Here is a 20,731-nt window from a genome sequence, read left to right on the forward strand (position 1 = left end):
CCACTCTCCCGTTATAGGGTTGAGATCTTTATTTCCGGTTGGGGCAGCCTACGCCGGGTATGCAACACCTTGGATCATTGGCTTGCCTCCCCGGTCATATCTTTACTGCGCATCAGAACTCTTAGTTTGAGCCATTCTGAAAGTGCTTCCGAATAGCGGCACACTAATTCGGCAGGCAAATTGGGGTCCGAAATCTCGGTACAATCGGGAGCGTCACCCAAAGCAGGCATGGACAGCGACAGACCTGCAGGCCCGTTGCCATCAAGAACGCTTTTGTCGAAGCCGGGCATCTGGCTAACGATGCGCGCTCCATCCGCCTCCAACCACGCCGCGGCGCTATCAACACAGTACTGTAAAGTCTTGTTTTCTTGACTCATGTTGCACATGCGGACGGCTTGCGAGACGCATTGAGTGTCCATGGGCACCGCAGAGCCAACATCGGGAACAAATCCAGTGCAAGCGCTCAGAAAACCGGCTGTATCAAAAACGGGGGTCTCCTCACCTGCCGCAGTAAGTGGTATAGACGCGCCAAAAGCGCAAGCACAGGCTGAAAGAACGGAAAGGACCGGCTGTTTCATCAGTTCATCTCCCCAGCTGCCCGCGCCTTAAGCTCTTTGCGGATCACCTTGCCGGTCACCGTCATCGGCAGTGCGTCCAGGAACGCCACTTCGCGCGGGTAGGAATAATGTGCGAGGCGGTTCTTGACGTAGTCCTGCAGTTCCCTCTCGGAGGCTGAGGCGCCGGGTTTCAGCACCACATAGGCCTTGACGATCTCGGTGCGCAGCTCATCCGGCTTGCCAATCACGCCCACCGTCGCGACGGACGGATGGGTCAGCAAGCAATCCTCGATCTCCGCCGGGCCGATGCGGTAGCCGCCGGAGGTGATCACATCATCCTCGCGGCCGACAAAACGCAGGTAATCCCCCTCCCAGATGCCGCGGTCGCCGGTCACCAGCCAGTCGCCGCGGAACTTGGCCGACGTTTCCTCGGGCCGGTTCCAGTATTCCAGCAGCATTGAGGCCGAACCGCGGCGGATGGCGACGTCGCCCTCGCCTTGCGTAGGGTTGCCTGCCGCGTCGATCACCGCCAGTTCATGCCCCGGCACCGCTTTGCCGATGCAGCCCGGGCGCGGCTCGAATTCAGCGGCGCAGGAGGAGGCCACCATGTTGCATTCGGTCTGGCCGTAGAATTCGTTTATGGTCACGCCCAGCTGACGCCGGCCCCAAGCGAGCATCTCCGCGCCCAGGGGCTCTCCGCCGCTGGCAACAGAACGCAGGCCGCTGAGCCCCTGCCCGGCGGCCTTCAGCATGCGGAGCGCGGTCGGCGGAAAGAAGATGTTGCGCACGCCTGCCTGCGCGATCAGCTCCGCGCAGCCCTCCGGCGTGAACTTGTCCAGCCGCGCGGCCACCACCGGCACGCCCAGCGCCAGGCCCGGCATCAGCACGTCGAACAGTCCGCCGATCCAGGTCCAATCCGCCGGGGTCCAAAGGACATCATCCAGCTGGCCGAGGTGATCATGGCTGATGGCAACACCCGGCAGGTGGCCGGTCAGCACCCGATGGCCGTGCAGCGCGCCCTTGGGGCTGCCGGTGGTGCCGGAGGTGTAGATCAGAACGGCTGGGGTATCCGGTTCCGTGTCCGCGAAGGGCACCTGCGCGCCATCAATGCCGACTGTATCCGCCATCACGGCCTCGGCCAGATCCCCCAGCAGGTCCGCGCCCTCGGCATCGGTAAAGACAAACCGCACTCCGGCATCTCCGGCCCGTGAAGCCAGCGCATCCTGTTTGAACAGCTTGAACAGCGGCACCGATATGCCGCCGGCCTTCCACACCGCCAGATGCGCCGCCGCGCACCAGGGCGACTGGCTGAGCAGCACGCCCACGCGGTCGCCGGGCTGAATGCGGTTCAGCAGGTAGCGCGCCAGCCCGTCGGTCATTGCTGCCAGTTCGCCATAGGAAATGTCCCGGCGCGCAGGGGTGGTCATGTCGATCAGTGCCAGCGCATCGGCTGGCTGCGCCAGGCATTGCGCAGCCATATTCAACCGTCCTGGCAAGTCCCAGCTGCCATCTGTTTGAAGCCCCGGAATGTTACGAATTTGATGCATATTTAGACATTCCCGAAACGCATAGCCGGTATGCAATTTTCTACTGCATTTTCAAAGGCTAACAGCACGCCGACTTGACTCAGATCAGGGTTTGACACCCGTTTCGGGCGCATCACGTCGAGGTGAACACAAGAAAAGGGACGCACCCCATGAAACGCATGGTTTCCGCGCTTGCGCTGACCTCCGCCCTGGCCGCGCTGGCCGCCCCCGCACTTGCTCAGGAGCAAGGCGACTGGACTGTCGGCGTCGGCATCGCCAATGTGAACCCGAAATCCGATAATGGCACCCTGGCCGGCGCGCTGGCTGACATTGATGACGGCACCGCACTGTCGCTGACCGTTGAGTATTTCTTCCGTGACAACTGGGGCGTCGAACTGCTGGCGGCCACGCCGTTTAAGCATGACGTCAACTTGGGTGGTGCCTATGCGGCCTCCGCCAAGCAGCTGCCGCCGACCCTGTCGGTCAACTACCACTTCCCCACCCAGGGAGTGATCAAGCCGTTCCTTGGCCTTGGCCTGAACTACACCACCTTCTTTGAGGAAGAGACCGCGCTTGGCACGCTCAAGCTGGACGACAGCTTTGGCGTCGCGGTGAACGCCGGGGCCGACTACCAGATCTCTGACAATGGCGCGCTGCGGTTCAACGTCCGCTGGATGGACATCGACACCGACGCAACCCTGGACGGCGCCGCCATCGGCACCGCTGAGATTGATCCGGTTGTCGTGAACTTCGCTTACGTGCACCGCTTCTGATCCTTGGTTATCCAAGTAAGGCCTGGCGGCTTGCCTCGTGCTGCCAGGCCTGTTTCAGCCCCGCGCATTCCTTGTGATAGCGCGGGGTTCTCGTTTTTACATGGTGCCCATCAGCTCGCGGCCGATCAGCATCCGGCGGATTTCACTGGTGCCCGCGCCGATTTCCATCAGCTTGGCATCGCGGAAGATGCGGCCGACCGGGTTGTCGGACAGGTAGCCCGCGCCGCCAAAGGCCTGCACCGCCTGGTGCGCCTGGGTCATGGCGACCTCAGAAGCATAGAGGCAGCAGGCAGCTGCGTCCTGACGGGTCACGGTACCCTTGTCGCAGGACTTGGCGACCTCATAGACATACGCCCGTGCGGTGTTCATTGCGGTGTACATGTCGGCAATCTTGGCCTGCATCAGCTGGAAGTTCCCGATCGGCTGGCCGAATTGCTTGCGCTCTTTCATGTAGGGCATCATCTCGTCCATGCAGGCAGCCATGATGCCAGTGCCGATGCCAGCAAGCACCACGCGCTCATAATCCAGACCGGACATCAGAACGCGCACGCCCTTGCCTTCTTCGCCCAGGATGTTCTCGAATGGGACTTCCACATCCTCGAACACCAGCTCAGCGGTGTTGGAGCCGCGCATGCCCAGCTTGTCGAAATGCTTGGAGGTGGAGAAACCCTTGAATTCCTTCTCGATCAGGAAGGCAGTGATGCCTTTGGAGCCCGCTTCCGGATCGGTCTTGGCATAGACCACCAGCGTGTCGGCATCCGGTCCGTTGGTGATCCAGTACTTGTTGCCGTTCAGGCGGAAATGGTCATTCCGCTTCTCCGCGCGCAGACTCATCGACACCACGTCGGACCCTGCGCCCGCCTCGGACATTGCCAGCGCGCCGACATGCTCGCCGGACAGCAACCGCGGCAGGTATTTCGCCTTCTGCTCGGCGTTGCCGTTCAGCTTGATCTGGTTGACGCAGAGGTTGGAATGCGCGCCGTAGGACAGCGACACAGAGGCGCTGGCTCGAGCGATTTCCTCAATCGCGACAGTATGGGCCAGATAGGACATGCCGGCGCCACCAAACTCCTCCGGCACGGTGATGCCCAGAAGCCCCAGCTCACCCATCTCCTGCCACAGCTCCGCCGGGAACGCGTTCTTCTGGTCGATCTCCTGCGCCATCGGCTTGATGCGCTCCTGCGCCCAGCGGTGAACCACATCGCGCAGCGCGTTCACGTCCTCACCAAGATCGAAAGTCATGCTTGCGTTGAACATCCCGCGGATCCTCCAGGCCAGAGCCGATTATATGAACAGTTGTTCAATTCAATAGAGGAGCCTTCGATTCGGGTCAATGGCGGTCCAGCAGCCACGGACGCAGCGTCCAAGCCGCATGACCGCCTGAAACCAGAAGACTCCGTTTTCCTGCACGGAAAACGGAACGGAAAACACGTGTTTTCCGGGCCGGAATTCTCGTAGAATTCCGGTTGGCAGTTCAGCCGGCAGGGATCTTTTCCCGCTTGCGGGCGTTAAGAGACAGACGCGGAAAACCGTGCCTGCCTGTAATCCAGAGGAGTTCCAAATGACACGAGCAACCCACGCCCTGACCGCCGCATTCTGCCTGCTGAGCCTCCCTGCCAATGCAGAGGAAGTGGGGAAGATTGGCGTGGACTGGGTGGGCAATGACATCATCATCGAGGCCATCGCCGACCCCAAGGTCGAAGGCGTAACCTGTCATATTGCTTATTTCGAACGCGGATTGCTGGACCGGTTGTCCAAAGGCAACTGGTTTGAAGACCCGTCAAACGCCTCCATCGCCTGCCGCCAGACCGGGCCGATCACAGTGGGCGACATTGACCGCGGCCGTGATGGCGAGGATGTGTTCCGCGCGTCGCGCTCGATCATCCTGAAATCGCTTCGGGTGAAGCGGATATTCGACGAGGCCAACCAAACGCTGATCTATGCCGCCCACGCGGCAGAGCTGACAGACGGGTCGGCCAAGGTCTCGATCTCGACGGTGCCGCTGTATCAGGCGGACTGATAGACGGCGGAAACCTCTGCCCGGATGATGCGGGCGATCTGAACGCAGTCCTCCAGGCTGAAGGTCAGCGGCACCCGCATGTCGATGATGCCCGCAAGGATGCGGTCGCTTTGCGGCAGCCGCGGGGTGTCCGCATAGCGCCAGCTGTCATAGCGGGAAGTGAAGGCAACAGGCTCCGGCGTGCCGAACCACTTCAGCTCCACCCCGCGCGAAGCACAGCGGCGCACAGCCTCCTGAACGGCTTCTTCGCTCCAGTCCAGAAGCAGGAACTGGATCGAGGAGCCGACATAGACCTCCTGCGCAGGGCGCTCCACCACGGTGAGGCCCGGTGTGCCGCGCAACCCCTCCTCCACCGCGCGGTAGCGGTCGTTCCAGCGCTGTACCTGCGTGTCCAGATCATGCAGCTGCGGCCGCAGGATGGCGGCACGCAGATTGTCCATGCGGCCGGAGATGTTGGGGGTTTCGTATTTCACCCGTTCAAACACCTCAGGTCCCGGCGCAGCCAAGTGGCGGCCATAGAGCATGTAGGAGCCGGACATCATGATGGCGCGGGCGGCAATTTCTTCGCCATCGGTGATGAGCAGCCCGCCCTCGCCGGAATTCACATGCTTGTAGGTCTGGCAGGAGTAGCAGCCAACAGCACCATGACGGCCTGACAGCATGCCGTTCCAGCTGGCACCCATGGTGTGGGCGCAATCCTCAATCATGGTGATGCCTGCCGCGTCGCAGATCTCCATCAGCCGGTCCATGTCGCAAAGATGCCCGCGCATGTGCGACAGCATCAGCACCTTGGCCTGCCCTGCCTTAGCTGCCAGATCGTCTAGATCAATGGTCAGCCCTTCGGTCACTTCGACAAACACAGGCACCGCCCCGACCGAGGCAATCGACCCCGGCACCGGCGCAAGCGTGAAGGCATTGGTCAGAACTTTGTCGCCCGGTTTCACACCCACGGCCCGCAGCGAGGTTGCCAGCGCATAACCGCCAGAGGCCACCGCCAGGCAGTATTTCGCGCCCATCTGCGCCGCGAACTCCTGCTCCAGCAGCGCGGTTTCGCCCTCTTCGCCGGCTGCCACGTTGTAGCGGTGCAGCCGTCCGCTGCGCAGCACTGCCAGCGCGGCCTCGATGGCGTCTTCGGGAATGGGTTCCTGCTGGGTGAATGACCCGGTAAATGTCTCGCTCATGCGGCGTTTGTGAGCCGCGGACCGTCAGCGGTCAAGGGGGAAGCAGGACAGACGGTTTTCCCGAAACTGAGTTGCGAGATCACGCAATCAGCCGGTCTGCGACCTCCAGAAGGTCCTCGAACCGGTCGAGCAGCGCCTCCGGCTTCAACGCTGCCATGTCATCGCCGGAGGGGCCGAAGGTCACCAGCACCGACGGCACGCCTGCATTGGCCGAAGTGTTGCGGTCGGTGTCACTGTCGCCCACCAGCAGGGTCCGGGCCGGGTCGCCTCCCGCGCGGCGGGCAGCCTCGAACAGCGGCTCGGGGTCGGGCTTGCGTACCGGCAGCGTGTCTGCCCCGACCAGCGACGCAAAGGCATCGCGCGCACCAAGGCTGCGCATAAGCTGCTCTGCCAGCCCCTCAGGCTTGTTGGTGCAGATGCCAACACCGAATCCTGCGGTTTTCAGGGTTTCAACAGCCTCCATTGCTCCGGGATAGAGCGTGGTGTGGTGGTCGATGGCGTCACGGTAGGCTTCCAGCAGCACCGGATAGAACTCATCAACGGTGGCCTGATCAAACCGGCCCGCCCGTTTGAGACCGGTCGCCAGCATGTTCCGGCCGCCGCGCAGGGCAACAGCTGCGTCCTCCGGCCGGTCTAACACGTCACCCAGGCCCATCTGCCGGAAACAGGCATTGGCCGCGGCCAGCAGATCACCCGAGGTATCCGCCAGCGTGCCGTCAAGATCGAAGATTACCGTTCGCATGTCCTGCCCTTTCGGCACTTTTCCGCCACCGCATGTTGCAGCCCGCAATCTAGTTTGATGGCGCTATCCCTTGCGCCCCGCCTGTTAGCGGATAAAACGGGAGCGCTAAAAAGACAAAGAGAAAAGCGATTATGAGCATTGCCCTTGTCATCCTGGCGGCCGGAAAAGGCACGCGGATGAACTCCGACCTCCCCAAAGTGCTGCACCCGATTGCCCAGGCGCCGATGCTGGAGCACGCGATGGCCGCAGGCCGCACGCTGGCGCCGGAGCGCACCATCATCGTGGCAGGCCACGGGGCAGATGAGGTCCGCAAGGCAGTCTCTGAGATCGACGACGAGGCCGAAGTTGTCCTGCAAGAGGAGCAGCTGGGCACCGCCCATGCGGTTGACCAGGCCCGCTCCGCGCTGGACGGGTTCGCGGGCGATGTGGTTGTGCTCTATGGCGACACGCCCTTTGTCAGTGCGGAAACGCTGGAGCGGATGATCGAGGCCCGCCAGCGCGCCGATCTGGTGGTTCTGGGGTTCGAGGCTGCCGATCCGGGCCGCTATGGCCGGCTGGTGATGCAAGGCGACAGCTTGGAGAAGATTGTCGAGTTCAAGGACGCCACTGAGGCGGAGCGTGCGATTTCCTTCTGTAATTCCGGCCTGATGGCGGGCAAGGCCAGCGCGATGTTTGATCTGATTGCCAAGGTCGGCAACGAAAACGCATCGGGTGAATACTACCTGACCGACCTGGTGGAGCTGGCCCGGCGCGAAGGTCTGAGCGTGACCGCCGTGTCCTGCGACGAGGCGGAAACGCTGGGCGTCAACTCCCGCGCGGAACTGGCGCAGGCGGACGCGCTGTTCCAGGCCCGCGCCCGGGCAGACCTGATGGAGCTGGGCGTCACCCTGATGGCGCCTGAAACCGTCTATTTTGCCTTTGACACCTTCATCGGCCGCGACACCGTGATTGAGCCGAACGTGGTCTTTGGACCCGGTGTAACGGTGGAAAGCGGCGCGCTGATCCGCGCGTTCTCGCACCTGGAGGGCTGCCATGTCAGCCGCGGTGCCAAAGTCGGGCCGTATGCGCGCCTGCGCCCCGGCGCGGAGCTGGCGGAGAACACCCACATCGGCAACTTCGTCGAGATTAAGAACGCCGAGATTGCCGAAGGCGCCAAGGTCAACCACCTCAGCTACATCGGCGATGCCTCTGTCGGCGAAGCGACAAACATTGGCGCAGGCACAATTACCTGCAACTATGACGGGGTGATGAAGCACCGCACCGTAATCGGCGCCCGTGCCTTTATCGGCTCGAACACCATGCTGGTGGCGCCGGTCCGGGTCGGCAACGAAGCGATGACCGCAACCGGCGCCGTGGTGACCAAGAACGTGGAAGACGGCGACCTGGCCATTGCCCGCGCCGAACAGAGCAACAAACCGGGCCGCGCGCGCAAGCTGATGGATATGCTGCGCGCCAAGAAGGCCCGCCTGCAGAAGGGAGCCAAGTGATGTGCGGAATTGTCGGCGTACTGGGCAATCACGAGGCCGCCCCGATCCTGGTCGAGGCGCTGAAGCGGCTGGAATACCGCGGTTACGACAGCGCAGGCATTGCCACGGTGAATGACGGCGCCCTGCGCCGCCGCCGCGCGGTGGGCAAGCTGGTGAACCTCTCCGACCTCCTGGTGCACGAGCCGCTGGCCGGCAAAGCAGGCATCGGCCACACCCGCTGGGCCACCCACGGCGTGCCGTCCGTGAGCAATGCTCACCCGCACCGCGCCGGTGCCGTCGCCGTTGTGCACAATGGTATCATCGAGAACTACAAGGAACTGCGCGCAGAGCTGTTGAACTGCGGCATGGAGTTCCGCACCGAGACCGACACCGAAACCGTGGCCCTGATGACGGAGCGCTATCTGAAGGAGGGTCACTCCCCCGTAGATGCCGCCTTTAAGACACTGAACCAGCTGGAAGGCGCCTTTGCCCTGGCCTTCCTGTTTGACGGCGAGGAAGACCTGATCATCGCCGCCCGCAAAGGCTCTCCGCTGGCGATCGGCCATGGCGACGGCGAGATGTTCGTGGGTTCCGACGCAATTGCCCTGGCGCCGCTGACCGACCGGATCACCTATCTGGAAGAAGGCGACCGCGCGGTTGTCACCCGCGCAGGCGCAGAAATCCGCAATGCCCGCGGCGAGCTGGTGAACCGCGAAACCAAGACCATTCAGATTGACTCCACCCAGGTGGACAAGGGCGGCCACAAGCATTTCATGGCCAAGGAGATCGCCGAGCAGCCGCATGTGATTGCTGAAGCCATCCGCCACTACCTGCCGGTTGAAGAGAACGCTGTGCGCCTGCCCGGCGAGGTGGATTTTTCGCAAGTCGAACGCTTAACGATGGTCGCCTGCGGCACGGCATACTACGCTTGTTTGACCGCCAAATACTGGTTCGAGCAGATTGCGCGCCTGCCGGTCGAGGTCGATATCGCCTCAGAATTCCGCTACCGCGAGCCGCCGGTCCCCGGTAAGACGCTGGCGCTGTTTGTCTCTCAATCGGGAGAGACCGCCGACACCCTGGCGGCGCTGCGTTACTGCCAGGAAAAAGCGGACAAGATCCTGTCGGTGGTCAACGTCCCCGAAAGCTCCATCGCGCGGGAAAGCGATCTGGCGCTGCCGATCTTTGCCGGGCCTGAAATCGGCGTAGCCTCCACCAAGGCCTTCACTTGCCAGCTGACGGTCCTGCTGGCACTGGCGCTCAAGGCCGCCTGCGACCGCGGTCATATGAATGCCGAAGAAATGGCCGAATACGCTTCCGCAATCCGCGGGCTGCCGAATGTGCTGTCGTCAGCGCTGGAGCAGAACGAGGCAATCCGGCTGGCGGCGCAGAAGGTCAGCGAGGCGCGCGACGTACTGTTCCTGGGCCGCGGCCTGATGTTCCCGCTGGCGCTGGAAGGCGCGTTGAAGCTGAAGGAAATCAGCTACATCCACGCCGAGGCTTATGCCTCCGGCGAGCTGAAGCACGGCCCCATTGCCCTCATCGACAAGAACATGCCGGTGGTGGTGCTGACGCCCAAGGACTCGCTGTTCGACAAATCCGTGTCCAACATGCAGGAAGTCCTGGCCCGCAAGGGCAAGGTGCTGATGATTTCCGACCAGGACGGCATCGACGAGGCAGGCGACGACGTCTGGTGCGCCATCCGGATGCCAAAAGTAAAAGAGGCGCTGTCACCGATCCTCTATGCCATTCCGGCGCAGCTTTTGGCCTATCACACCGCGGTTGCCAAAGGCACCGATGTGGACCAGCCGCGCAACCTTGCGAAGTCAGTGACCGTGGAGTGAGTTCATTGACCGCTGCGCAGGCACTTTCTCAACTCAAAGCCCGGGCCGAACCCGGCCGGGCAGAGCAAATGGCGTCTTATCACAAGCAAGCCCGCGAAGTGCTAGGAGTGCCCAACCCGGCCACCAATGAGCTGACCAAGTCCTGGCGCCAATCCCTCAGCGTGGCCGAGCGCGTTGATCTGGCACGCGCGCTGTGGGACACCGATATCTTTGAGGCCCGCATCGCTGCTGGGAAACTGCTCACGCAAGCGCGGATCAGAGACGATCAGGCCGTCTGGGACCTGCTGCAATCCTGGGTGCCGCAGTTCGACAGCTGGGCGATTGCCGATCACGCTTGCTCTGCCATTTCAAAGCGGCTGCTGGCGGACCCGGCGCGTCTGGACGCGGTGGAAGGCTGGAGCCAATCGGACCACATGTGGACCCGCCGCGCCGCACTCGTCGCAACCCTGCCCTGGGCCAAGATGAACAACCTGAAGCCCGCTGATCAGGAGGCCCGCGAGCGCATCCTGGGCTGGGCGGCAGCTTACGTGCCCGACCGCGACTGGTTCATGCAGAAAGCGGTGGCCTGGTGGCTGCGCGACCTCAGCAAACACGACGCCGAACGCACCCGCGCCTTCCTGGCGGAACATGGGCAAGATATGAAGGGATTTGCCCGCAAGGAAGCGGCAAAGTACCTGAAAGACATCTAGGTCAGCAAAAGGGTCCGCCCGGCAGCCGCCGGGCAGCGCCCGCCCCGCCAAAGCAGGCGGGCGCTTTTGCCGGTTCAACAGACAGCTCAGCCCGCGGGGGGCAGCACCTGTACCTCGGCCAACTCCGTCAGCGGCAAGCCCAGCGCACGCATCGCTCCGATCGACAGGCGGCTGCCGCCGGATGCCTCGCCCGGGGCCGGCTTCAGCGTCACCACCACCTGGGTGTTGCGGTTGGAGCGGATCAGCGCCTGCTGCTCTGCCGCCACCAGCGGCGTTTCCATCCACAGCCCCGGCAGCGACGGATCGCCCAGCGAAGCCACGGTAGTGGCGGACCCGAGGAAGGACGGCGCGGAGGGCGATGTTGGCGCCAGCGGCTCTGCCCCGGTCACATCAACACCAGGCGCGGGCTGCAGCACCGGGTCCTGCGGCGCGGCCGCCGACGGCGCGCCGCCGCCGCCGCCGTTCAGAATGGAGGAATTCAGCTGCAGCCCATTGCAGGCCGCCAGCATGGAAATCGAAGCAAGGGAAATGACTGTCATACGCATGGGGCGACCCTAGCCAGCTGCGAAACTCTTTGCCAGTCACAAATGCGGTCCCCCCTTGCCGCGGGCGGTGCCCCGCTTTACCTAGGAGGCATGACGGCACCCCTTATCGATCCCTTCGCCCGCGCAATCACTTACCTGCGTGTCTCGGTCACCGACCGCTGCGATTTCCGCTGTGTCTACTGCATGTCGGAAAATATGACCTTTCTGCCCAAGAAGGACCTGCTGACGCTGGAAGAATTGGACCGGCTCTGCTCCACCTTCATCCGGCTGGGTGTCGAGAAGCTGCGGATCACCGGCGGCGAGCCACTGGTCCGGCGCGGCATTATGACCTTCTTCCAGTCGATGAGCCGCCATCTGGAAACCGGGGAACTGAAAGAGCTGACTCTCACCACCAATGGCTCGCAGCTGGTGAAGTACGCCGAGGACCTCTATGCCGCCGGGGTGCGCCGTGTGAACATCTCGCTCGACACGCTGGACGAACAGAAATTTGCCGATGTCACCCGCTGGGGCCGCCTGCCGCAAGTGATGAAGGGCATCGATGCAGCGCAAAAGGCAGGCCTCAAGGTCAAGATCAACGCGGTGGCGCTCAAGGGTTTCAACGAGGAAGAGCTCCCCCGTATCACCGAATGGTGCGCCGGGCGCGGCCTCGACCTCACCTGGATCGAAGTGATGCCGATGGGCGAGGATATCGGCGCCATGGAACGCATCGGCCAGTACTGGTCGCTGAAGGACGTGCGCAAGGAATACGAAAACCACTACACCGTGACTGATCTGGCCGAACGCACAGGCGGCCCCGCCCGCTATGTGCGGCTGGAGGAAACCGGCCAGAAGATTGGCTTTATCACCCCGCTGTCGCACAATTTCTGCGAAAGCTGCAACCGGGTGCGGGTGACCTGCACCGGCGAGATCTACACCTGCCTCGGCCAGGAGGGCAAAGCCGACCTGCGGGCGCCCCTGCGCGCCAATGAGGAAGGCACCGGCGTGCTGGAGGCCGCGATCCGCGCCGCCATCGGCGACAAACCCCGCGGCCATGATTTTGATTATTCGCGGCAAGAGGCCGGCGGCCAGATGTCCCGCCATATGAGCCACACTGGCGGCTAACTATGCCCGGGACCGCTCCAGCGCGCAGGACGCTGCTCTATTCCCTTTACTGCGGTGTCAGCGCGCTGATTGCCCCCTTTGCCTGGCGCAAGGTCGCGGGCAAGCTGCGCGATTACGGCCTGCCGGAGGAACGGGTGCGCGAACGGCTCGGCCACGCCTCCCTGCCCCGACCCACGGGACGGCTGATCTGGTTCCATGCGGCTTCGGTCGGGGAAAGCCTGTCGGTGCTGACCCTGATTGCCCGCATGGGCGAACAGGCGCCGGACGCAGAATTCCTTATCACCTCCGGCACCCCCACCTCGGCTGAGCTGATCGCCAAAAGGATGCCGCCACGCTGCCGCCACCAGTTCCCGCCGCTGGACACCGCCGCCTCGGTGAACCGCTTCCTGAACAACTGGCGCCCGGATCTGGGGGTGTTTGTCGAAAGCGAGCTGTGGCCGCAAATGCTGGTGCGCGCCCGCAAAATGGGCTGCCCGCTGGTGCTGCTGAACGCGCGGCTGTCGGACAGGTCGGTCGAGGGCTGGACAAAACGCCCGGATACTGCACGGTTCATTCTGGATCAGTTCATCCTAATGGTCACACAGAACCAGAAGACCGCGGCCAGCCTGCAGGCAATGGGCGCCGACCCGGACCGCATCCATCCCGGCAGCAATCTAAAGGCCGTCTCTGCGCCGTTGCCGGTCGATCAGGACACCCTAGACAAGCTACGCGGCAATATCGGCGAGCGCGCCGTCTGGATTGCCTCCTCCACCCACGAGGGTGAAGAGGAAACCGTGCTGGAAGCCCATCAGGCGCTGCTGAAGCAGCACCCGGACCTCTGCCTGCTGCTCGCCCCCCGCCACCCGGAACGCGGCGACGTGGTTGAAAATCTGATCAAGGATGCTGGCCTCAGCTGCGCACGGCGCAGCAAGGGCGTGCTGCCCGGCACCCAAACGCAGGTCTATCTGGCCGACACGCTCGGCGAGGTCGGCACCTGGTATGCGCTGTGCCCGCTGGTGTTCCTGGGCGGCTCCTTGCGTGAAATCGGCGGCCACAACCCGTTTGAACCGATGCAGGCAGGTGCTGCGGTGATCACCGGCATCGGGCATTATAATTTCGCCGAGACCTATGCCGAGCTGACCGCCCTTGGCGCCGCGGCAGAGGTCCGGTCCGCAGCAGAGCTGGCAGATCAGGTTGCCAAGTGGCTGGAGCAGCCGGACGCCTTCCAACCCGCCCGCGATGCCGCCGGGACATTCATCTCGCGGCAGTCGGATCAACTGGACAAGACGGTGGACGCCCTGCTGGCGCTGCTGCCTGATAGGAGACCCTGATGGCACAGGTTGACGCCAACGAGATCGAAGTCATCGCACCGAATTTCAAGCGCCGCCTCTCCGGCGTCACCTCTACTATCGTGCGGCTGGTGCCCTTGCAGCGTCAGCAGATCGCCATTGCCACCGCTGGCAGCGGCCTGCCCGGGGACATGCCGCATCTGTCGACCGCGCAGCTTATCCTGATGAACCGCAACGGCCCCTCAGGCGCCCGCGTCTGGCACGCCCGGCGCAATGTTGAAATGCTGGGCGGGCTGGCGCTGAAATACCTTCTGGGCAAGCGGCTGAAGCTGTTGTTCACTTCCGCGTCGCAGCGGCGCCACTCAGGCTATACCAAGTGGCTGATCTCTCAGATGGACCGGGTGATTGCCACCTCCGCCAAGGGCGCAGCCTACCTTGAGAAACCTGCGCAGGTGGTGCACCACGGGATCAATACCGCGGAGTTTTCGCCGCCCGCTGACAAGGCCGCCCTGCGGCGTGAGCTGGGCCTGCCCGACGACGCTATCCTGATCGGCTGCTATGGCCGGATCCGGGCGCAGAAAGGCACCGACGTCTTTGTCGACGCCATGCTCGAGGTGCTGAAGGCGCACCCCAATGCGGTGGGCCTGGTGATGGGCCGCGCGACGGAAAAACACGTGGCGTTCGAAAAAGAACTGCGCGCCAAGGTCGAGGCTGCGGGCCTATCGGACCGCCTGCTGTTCCCGCCAGAGGTGCCGGTCTGGGAGGTTTCCCGCTGGTACCAGGCGCTGGACCTCTACGTTGCTCCGCAGCGCTGGGAGGGGTTCGGCCTCACCCCGCTCGAAGCGATGTCCTGCGGCGTGCCAGCCGTGGCCACCCGTGTCGGCGCCTTTGAAGAGCTGATTGCGCCGCATGAGACTGGCCTGCTGATCGACCCGGGCGAAACCGGTCAGATGGTGGACGCAATCAAGGAAGTCCTGTCCACCGAAGGCCGGCTGGCCGAGTGGTCCGCGGCCGCCCGCAAACACGCTATGACCAATTTCGCCCTGGAGAAAGAGACCGAAACCCTGGTCGCCATATACCGCGAACTGCTGGAGCACTGACACCAGCGCCGCAGCGCAACCTGATCCCTCTTCATCTGGCTGAAAGTATCCTCGGGGGTGAATTGAGCCGCAGGCTCAAGAGGGGGCAGACGGCCCCCTCCTCCGTCTCAGATCAGGCCGCAGGCATCCGCTGCTCGACGATCTCCGCCCACCAGCTGCAGCCCGCAGGGATTGCGTCGTCGTTGAAGTTGTACTCCGGGTGATGCACCATCGCGGTGTCGCCGTTGCCCATGAGAATATAGGCGCCGGGACGCTCCTCCAGCATGAAAGCGAAATCCTCACCGCCCATCACCAGCGGCGCATCCCCGCAGGAGCCGGACACGCTGGCGGCCACCTTGGCGGCGAACTCGGTCTGCTCCTCGTGGTTCACCATCACCGGATAGCCGCGGTGATAGGTCACATCGGCAGTGCCGCCGAAAGTCGCCGCGATGCCGGTGCAGACCTCGTTGATCCGCTTCTCGGCCAGATCGCGCATCTCCCCCGACATGGTGCGCACGGTGCCCTTGATCTGCACTTTCTGCGGGATCACGTTGAACGCCTTGGAAGACGTCTCAAACGAGGTCACCGAGACCACGATCTGATGCACCGGGTCGGCATTGCGCGAGGCGATGGTCTGCAGCGCCAGTACGGCCTGAGCAGCCAGAACGGTTGTATCCACGGTCTCATGCGGCTTGGCGGCATGGCCGCCGCGGCCCTCGAAGGTGATGTCGAACTGGTCGGTCGCGGCAAAGAAGGAACCGGGGCGGATCGCAAAGGTGCCCAGCGGCTGGCCCGGCCAATTGTGCAACCCGTAAACCTCCTGCACGCCCCAGCGGTCCATCAGACCATCGTCGCACATCACCTTGGCGCCGCCGCCGCCTTCCTCGGCGGGCTGGAAGATCACCACCACGGTGCCGTCAAAATTGCGGGTCTCCGACAGGTACTTGGCCGCGCCCAGCAGCATCGCGGTGTGGCCGTCATGGCCGCAGGCATGCATCGCGCCAGGGGTCTTGGAGGCATAGTCCAGCCCGGTCTGTTCATGGATCGGCAGCGCGTCCATGTCGGCACGCAGGCCGATCACTTTGCCGGAGGTGTCCGCCTTGCCCTTGATCACGCCGACCACGCCGGTGCGGCCAATGCCGGTCACCACTTCGTCGCAGCCGAACTCCTGCAGTTTCTCTGCCACCAGCGCGCTGGTGCGGTGGGTTTCGAACAGGATTTCCGGGTTTTCGTGGATGTCACGGCGCCAGGCGGTGATTTCATCCTGCAGTTCGGCAAAGCGGTTCTTGACCGGCATTTCTCACTCCTTTGGTTGTCTTTCCCCCGCAGCCTCAGGCCGCGGGCATTCTTCGTTCCACCAGCTCGGCAAACCAGCTGCATCCCAGCGGGATCGCTTCGTCGTCAAAGACATAGGCCGGGTGGTGGCACATCTGGGTGTCGCCGTTGCCGAGGAAAATATAGGCGCCGGGACGCTGTTCCAGCATGTAAGAGAAGTCCTCGGACGGCATGATCGGCGGGGTCTCGGCATCAACCTTGGCAGAGACCGCCTGCGCCGCCTCCACCGCATGGGCAGTGCCGCTTTCGTCATTGATTGTAACGGGATAGCCCGGAACCCATTCCATGTCCGCCGTGGCGCCGAAGGCCGCCGCAGTGCTCTCAGCCACCCGGCGCACCCAGCCTTCGGCCTGGGTACGGTACTCGGGGTCCAGTGTGCGGACGGTGCCCTGCAGTTTGGCGGTATGGGCAATCACGTTGGAGGCGGTGCTGTCGGTTTCAAAGGTACCGACGGTCAGCACCACGCGCTTGATCGGGTCCACGTTGCGCGAGACGATGGAATGCAGCGAGACCACAATCTGGGAGGCCACCAGCGTGGTATCAATCGCCTCATGCGGGGCGGCGGCGTGGCCGCCCTTGCCGGTGACAGTGATAATGAATTCATCCGAAGACGCCATCAGCGGACCCGGGCGGATGGCAAATTCGCCTACCGGCAATCCAGGCATATTGTGCAGGCCATAGACCTCCTGAATGCCCCAGCGGTCCATCAGACCGTCGTCGCACATCGCCTTGCCTCCGGCCCCGCCTTCCTCTGCCGGCTGGAAAATCAGCACAGCCTTGCCGTCGAAATTCCGTGTCTCTGCAAGGTATTTAGCAGCCCCCAGCAGCATCGAGGTATGGCCGTCGTGGCCGCAGGCGTGCATCACGCCAGGGGTCTTGGAGGCATAGTCCACGCCCGAGGCCTCGGGGATCGGCAGCGCGTCCATGTCGGCGCGCAGGCCAATGGCGCGGCCCGAGGTATTGGTCTTGCCCTCGATAACCGCCACAACACCGGTCCGGCCGACGCCGGAGGTGATATCGGTGATGCCGAATTCCTTGAGCCGCTGCACCACAAAGGCAGCGGTTTCATGCACCTCGTACATCAGTTCGGGGTTCTCGTGCAGGTAATGGCGCCAGGCGGTGATCTCCTGGTGCATCTCGGCAAAGCGGTTCTTGGCCGGCATTTTCCCCTCCCCTTTTCTGTTTCAGGTTCCGTTGCGGCAAACTGTCCGCGAAAAAACTTAGCTTCGCAAGTATCCGGCCCTGCCGCGACGTGGCGGAACACGCCAGCGCGGGGGTGCCACGCGTGCACCCCCTGTGCACCACCTGTGCACCCCTGTGTGCACCGTCAGCATCAATCTGAGCACGAAACACGCCGTTTCAAGGCAGCGGGAAGTAGCCGCGCAGTTTCTCCACCAGCTTACGCATGAAGTCGTGGCCGGCCTCGAACTGGGCCACGGTGATGTATTCATTGGGCTGATGCGCCTGCGCGATGTCGCCGGGGCCGCAGATCACCGCCGAATAACCGGCCTGCTGGAACTGGCCCGCCTCGGTGCCGTAGCTGACCACATGCGAACCGTTGTCGCCGGTCACCCGGCGCACCAGCGCCTCGGCTTCGCCGTTTTGTTCCGGAACCAGCCCGGGCACGTCGAAGTGTTTGGACACATCAATTCGGGCGTCCGGATGGATGGCCTGCATCTCCACCTCAACCTCGCGCACCTTTTGCAGGTAGGCGGCCTCCCAGTCGCTGGCGCTCTCTCCCGGCACCACCCGGAAATCCATCAGGAAGCGGCAGTCCTTGGCGGTGATGTTATGGGCGGTGCCGCCTTCGATCATGCCGACGTGGCAGGTGGTCCAGGGCGGGGTGAACATCGCCTGCACTTCGCCCGGTTCCCCGGCCATATTCGCAGCATTCTGCTGGTTGGCCCAGTCGATCAGTTTCGCCCCCTGCATGATGGCGCTGACGCCCGTGTGCATGAGCGAGGAGTGCACCTCAAAGCCCACCAGATGAGTGTCATAGCCGGTGCCGCCCTTGTGACCGGTGACGGCCTGCATCATCGAGGGCTCACCCACAATCACCGCCGAGCCCTTGGGCAGCACTTGCTGCATGGCTTCGATCATCGGCGGGGCGCCGGTGCAGCCGATTTCCTCGTCAAAGCTCAGCGCCAGTTGCAACGGGCGCGTGACACCGCCGGTATGAGCCTCCACCAGTGCCCAGATCGCCAGTGCATCAAACCCCTTCATGTCGCAGGTGCCGCGTCCGAAGTATTTGCCGTCCTTCTCCACCACCGTGAAGGGATCGGTGTCCCAGGGCTGGCCGTCAACCGGCACCACATCGGTATGGCCGGAGAGTAGAACGGCGCCCTCTTCCCAAGGGCCAACGTGGGCAAAGACGGCAGCCTTATGGGGTTGATCCGGATCCACCCATCGGTGGCTTTCGATGCCATGGGACGACAGGTAATCCTGCACCCAGTCGACCAGTGGCAGGTTGGTATCACAGCTCACCGTCGGGAAGGAGACCAGCGCTTGCATGATCTCCAGCGGTGTCAGTTTATCGGCCATGGTTTCAGTACCCGCTGTCAGTCGTCAGAACGAAATGGCCCGGCTCCACTTCCAGATACTCCGACGGCGCGGCCTCATAGCCAACCTCGTGAATCGGCGAGGGGATCGGCTTGAAATTCAGCTCCTTCTCCGACTTGCGCTGGCGCGGGTCGGCAATTGGAACCGCCTTCATCAGTGCCTGAGTGTAGGCGTGCTGAGGGTTCTCAAACACGCGCTCACGCGGGCCGAGTTCGACAATGCGGCCCAGATACATAACGCCGACCTGATGGCTGACACGCTCCACCACCGCCATGTCGTGGCTGATGAACAGGAAGGAAAGGCCCAATTCGGCCTGAAGTTCCATCATCAGATTCAGCACCTGCGCCTGCACCGACACGTCGAGCGCGGAGACCGCCTCGTCCGCGACGATCAGCTTGGGGTTCAGCGCCAGCGCACGGGCGATGGCGATCCGCTGGCGCTGGCCGCCGGACATCTCGTGCGGGTAGCGGCGCATGAAGCTGCGCGGCAAGTGGACGCGGTCAAAGAGGCTGGCGACCCTGTCGTGCAATTCGGAGCCGGAAGCGAGGCCATAGTTGCGCAGCGGTTCCGCCACCTGGTCGATCAGCTGCATCTGCGGGTTCAGGGAGGCAAACGGATCCTGGAAGATCATCTGCATGTCCTGGCGCGCCTTGTGCATTTCGGAGGCATTGAAGCCCAGCACGTTGCGGCCTTCAAAATTCACCTCGCCCGAATGCGGTTCCACCAAACGCAGGATCGAGCGGCCCGCAGAGGACTTGCCGCAGCCGGATTCGCCGACCAGCGACAGGGTCTGGCCCTTGTAGACCTTGAAGGACACATCCTCCACCGCGTGCACGTTGGAGATGGTGCGGCGCAACAGGCCGCCCTTGACCGGAAAGCGGGTGGTCAGGTTCTTCACGTCCAGCAGCACCTCGTCAGTGCCTTTGATCGGTTCGATCTTCTGGTTTTCGACGCCCATCAGCTTCATCGGCTCGGGGTAATGCTTGCCGCGCATCTCCCCCAGTTTCGGAACTGCCGCCAGCAATGCCTTGGTGTAGTCGTGCTGCGGGTTTTCGAAGATCTCCTCGACGGTGCCTTCCTCAACCTTGTTGCCGCGGAACATGACGACGACACGGTCGGCCATCTGCGCCACCACCGCCATGTCATGGGTGATGAACATCACCGCGGTGCCGGTTTCGCGCTTCAGCCGGTCCATCAGCGCCAGAATCTCCGCCTGGATGGTCACGTCCAGCGCGGTTGTGGGTTCATCGGCAATCAGCAGCCGCGGCTCGCAGGCCATCGCCATGGCGATCACCACCCGCTGGCGCATGCCGCCCGACAGTTCGTGCGGGTACTGTTTCAGACGGCGTTCCGGTTCCGGGATGCGGACCTGGCGCAGCAGTTCCAGCGCGCGTTCCTCGGCCTGGGATTGCGTCATCTTCTTGTGGATGCGCAGGCCCTCAGTCAGCTGCCGGCCGACGGTGAACACCGGATTGAGCGCGGTCATCGGCTCCTGGAAGATCATGCCGATCTCATTGCCGCGAATCTGCTTCATCATCTCCTGTTCGGAGTCCGCCAGATTGGTATCGCCGCCCTCGCGGCGGTTGAACAGCAGCTCGCCGCCCGCAATCTCGCCGCCGCCGAATTCCACCAGGCGCATCAGCGACAGCGAGGAAACCGATTTCCCGGAGCCGGATTCGCCAACGATACAAACGGTTTCGCCGGGGCTGACGTCAAAGGAGACGTCTTCGACGCCGACCACCGGGCCGTCCTTGGTCTGAAACTCCACCCGCAGATTTCTGATGGATGCAATGGCGTTGTCCAGCATGACGGCTCCCTGTTTTTCTTGGCTGGACCGCCGGAACAGGCGGCCTCAGGTCCCGGAGTAAACTCTACTTTCCCCGAAAATGCTCATGCAAATAATGCATGGCCCCTTCGAAATTGGAATTTGCAATTTACCCGCAAAAGCGTTTCGATACCCCCGTGGTTGTCTGCAAGCTGTCACATGCCGGCGTCTCTGGCAAAGTGTTAAGGGACTACAGTTCCATGGTTTTCCCTGTGCCTGCAGGC

General features: G+C 63.1%; 18 protein-coding genes. 8 read left to right on the plus strand and 10 right to left on the minus strand.

What is annotated here, in order from left to right:
• Positions 1-74 precede the first annotated feature (74 nt).
• Both N6L27_RS04405 and N6L27_RS04410 read right to left on the minus strand, forming a co-directional pair.
• The gene (locus tag N6L27_RS04405) at positions 75-578 is read right to left on the minus strand and encodes a hypothetical protein (RefSeq protein WP_271905887.1); all 504 of its coding nucleotides are present in this window, start codon (positions 576-578) and stop codon (positions 75-77) included.
• Positions 578-2,104: an AMP-binding protein gene (locus tag N6L27_RS04410; protein WP_271905888.1), complete on the minus strand. Its 1,527-nt coding sequence runs from the start codon at positions 2,102-2,104 to the stop codon at positions 578-580. Before N6L27_RS04410 ends, N6L27_RS04405 begins: the two co-directional genes overlap by 1 nt.
• 149 nt (positions 2,105-2,253) lie before the next feature.
• Here N6L27_RS04410 and N6L27_RS04415 point away from each other — a divergent pair, with 149 nt between their 5' ends.
• The gene (locus N6L27_RS04415) at positions 2,254-2,856 is read left to right on the plus strand and encodes an OmpW/AlkL family protein (protein WP_271905889.1); all 603 of its coding nucleotides are present in this window, start codon (positions 2,254-2,256) and stop codon (positions 2,854-2,856) included.
• Positions 2,857-2,952: 96 nt separating this feature from the next.
• Here N6L27_RS04415 and N6L27_RS04420 read toward each other — a convergent pair whose 3' ends face one another.
• Positions 2,953-4,113, minus strand: a complete 1,161-nt coding sequence (locus N6L27_RS04420) for an isovaleryl-CoA dehydrogenase (protein WP_271905890.1) — start codon at positions 4,111-4,113, stop codon at positions 2,953-2,955.
• Positions 4,114-4,417: 304 nt separating this feature from the next.
• Here N6L27_RS04420 and N6L27_RS04425 point away from each other — a divergent pair, with 304 nt between their 5' ends.
• On the plus strand, positions 4,418-4,876 hold the full coding sequence (locus N6L27_RS04425; protein WP_271905891.1) for a CreA family protein: 459 nt from the start codon (positions 4,418-4,420) through the stop codon (positions 4,874-4,876).
• On the opposite strand, the gene N6L27_RS04430 is transcribed toward N6L27_RS04425, so the two are convergent.
• Entirely contained in the window at positions 4,864-6,057 is a 1,194-nt protein-coding gene (locus tag N6L27_RS04430) for a DegT/DnrJ/EryC1/StrS family aminotransferase (protein ID WP_271905892.1), read from the minus strand. The two genes, N6L27_RS04425 and N6L27_RS04430, sit on opposite strands and share 13 nt — an antisense overlap.
• A 79-nt stretch (positions 6,058-6,136) precedes the next feature.
• On the minus strand, positions 6,137-6,799 hold the full coding sequence (locus tag N6L27_RS04435; protein WP_271905893.1) for an HAD-IA family hydrolase: 663 nt from the start codon (positions 6,797-6,799) through the stop codon (positions 6,137-6,139).
• 131 nt (positions 6,800-6,930) lie between these two features.
• On the opposite strand from N6L27_RS04435, the gene glmU reads away from it, so the two are divergent.
• Genes glmU through N6L27_RS04450 form a run of 3 tightly spaced genes read left to right on the plus strand, consistent with a single transcriptional unit; the run spans position 6,931 to position 10,795 of the window.
• Entirely contained in the window at positions 6,931-8,286 is a 1,356-nt protein-coding gene (glmU, locus tag N6L27_RS04440; protein ID WP_271905894.1) for a bifunctional UDP-N-acetylglucosamine diphosphorylase/glucosamine-1-phosphate N-acetyltransferase GlmU, read from the plus strand.
• The gene (gene glmS, locus N6L27_RS04445; RefSeq protein WP_271905895.1) at positions 8,286-10,106 is read left to right on the plus strand and encodes a glutamine--fructose-6-phosphate transaminase (isomerizing); all 1,821 of its coding nucleotides are present in this window, start codon (positions 8,286-8,288) and stop codon (positions 10,104-10,106) included. Before glmU ends, glmS begins: the two co-directional genes overlap by 1 nt.
• Before the next feature lie 5 nt (positions 10,107-10,111).
• Positions 10,112-10,795 carry a DNA alkylation repair protein gene (locus N6L27_RS04450; RefSeq protein WP_271905897.1) on the plus strand — a complete coding sequence of 228 codons (684 nt, stop codon included), beginning with the start codon at positions 10,112-10,114 and terminating at the stop codon, positions 10,793-10,795.
• A gap of 86 nt (positions 10,796-10,881) precedes the next feature.
• Here the strand turns inward: N6L27_RS04450 and N6L27_RS04455 are convergent, their stop codons facing one another.
• A complete protein-coding gene (locus N6L27_RS04455; protein ID WP_271905899.1) occupies positions 10,882-11,340 on the minus strand; it encodes a hypothetical protein in 459 nt (152 codons plus the stop codon).
• Positions 11,341-11,430: 90 nt separating this feature from the next.
• On the opposite strand from N6L27_RS04455, the gene moaA reads away from it, so the two are divergent.
• The 3 genes from moaA to N6L27_RS04470 are packed head-to-tail and all read left to right on the plus strand — an operon-like array spanning position 11,431 to position 14,809.
• Entirely contained in the window at positions 11,431-12,441 is a 1,011-nt protein-coding gene (gene moaA / locus N6L27_RS04460) for a GTP 3',8-cyclase MoaA (RefSeq protein WP_271905900.1), read from the plus strand.
• A gap of 2 nt (positions 12,442-12,443) precedes the next feature.
• Entirely contained in the window at positions 12,444-13,751 is a 1,308-nt protein-coding gene (locus N6L27_RS04465) for a 3-deoxy-D-manno-octulosonic acid transferase (RefSeq protein ID WP_271905901.1), read from the plus strand.
• Positions 13,751-14,809, plus strand: a complete 1,059-nt coding sequence (locus N6L27_RS04470; protein WP_271905903.1) for a glycosyltransferase family 4 protein — start codon at positions 13,751-13,753, stop codon at positions 14,807-14,809. Before N6L27_RS04465 ends, N6L27_RS04470 begins: the two co-directional genes overlap by 1 nt.
• Before the next feature lie 112 nt (positions 14,810-14,921).
• Here N6L27_RS04470 and N6L27_RS04475 read toward each other — a convergent pair whose 3' ends face one another.
• From N6L27_RS04475 to N6L27_RS04490, 4 genes are all read right to left on the minus strand, one after another.
• A complete protein-coding gene (locus tag N6L27_RS04475) occupies positions 14,922-16,085 on the minus strand; it encodes a M20 aminoacylase family protein (protein WP_271905904.1) in 1,164 nt (387 codons plus the stop codon).
• A 34-nt stretch (positions 16,086-16,119) separates the two neighbouring features.
• The gene (locus N6L27_RS04480; RefSeq protein ID WP_271905905.1) at positions 16,120-17,286 is read right to left on the minus strand and encodes a M20 aminoacylase family protein; all 1,167 of its coding nucleotides are present in this window, start codon (positions 17,284-17,286) and stop codon (positions 16,120-16,122) included.
• A 196-nt stretch (positions 17,287-17,482) separates the two neighbouring features.
• Complete coding sequence (gene argE, locus N6L27_RS04485) at positions 17,483-18,664, minus strand: acetylornithine deacetylase (protein ID WP_271905906.1); 1,182 nt, start codon at positions 18,662-18,664, stop codon at positions 17,483-17,485.
• 4 nt (positions 18,665-18,668) lie between these two features.
• Positions 18,669-20,528, minus strand: coding sequence for an ABC transporter ATP-binding protein (locus tag N6L27_RS04490; protein ID WP_271906251.1), 1,860 nt, complete (start codon positions 20,526-20,528; stop codon positions 18,669-18,671).
• Positions 20,529-20,731: the final 203 nt, after the last annotated feature.

This window comes from Leisingera sp. SS27, assembly GCF_028368855.1.
GTDB lineage: Bacteria > Pseudomonadota > Alphaproteobacteria > Rhodobacterales > Rhodobacteraceae > Leisingera.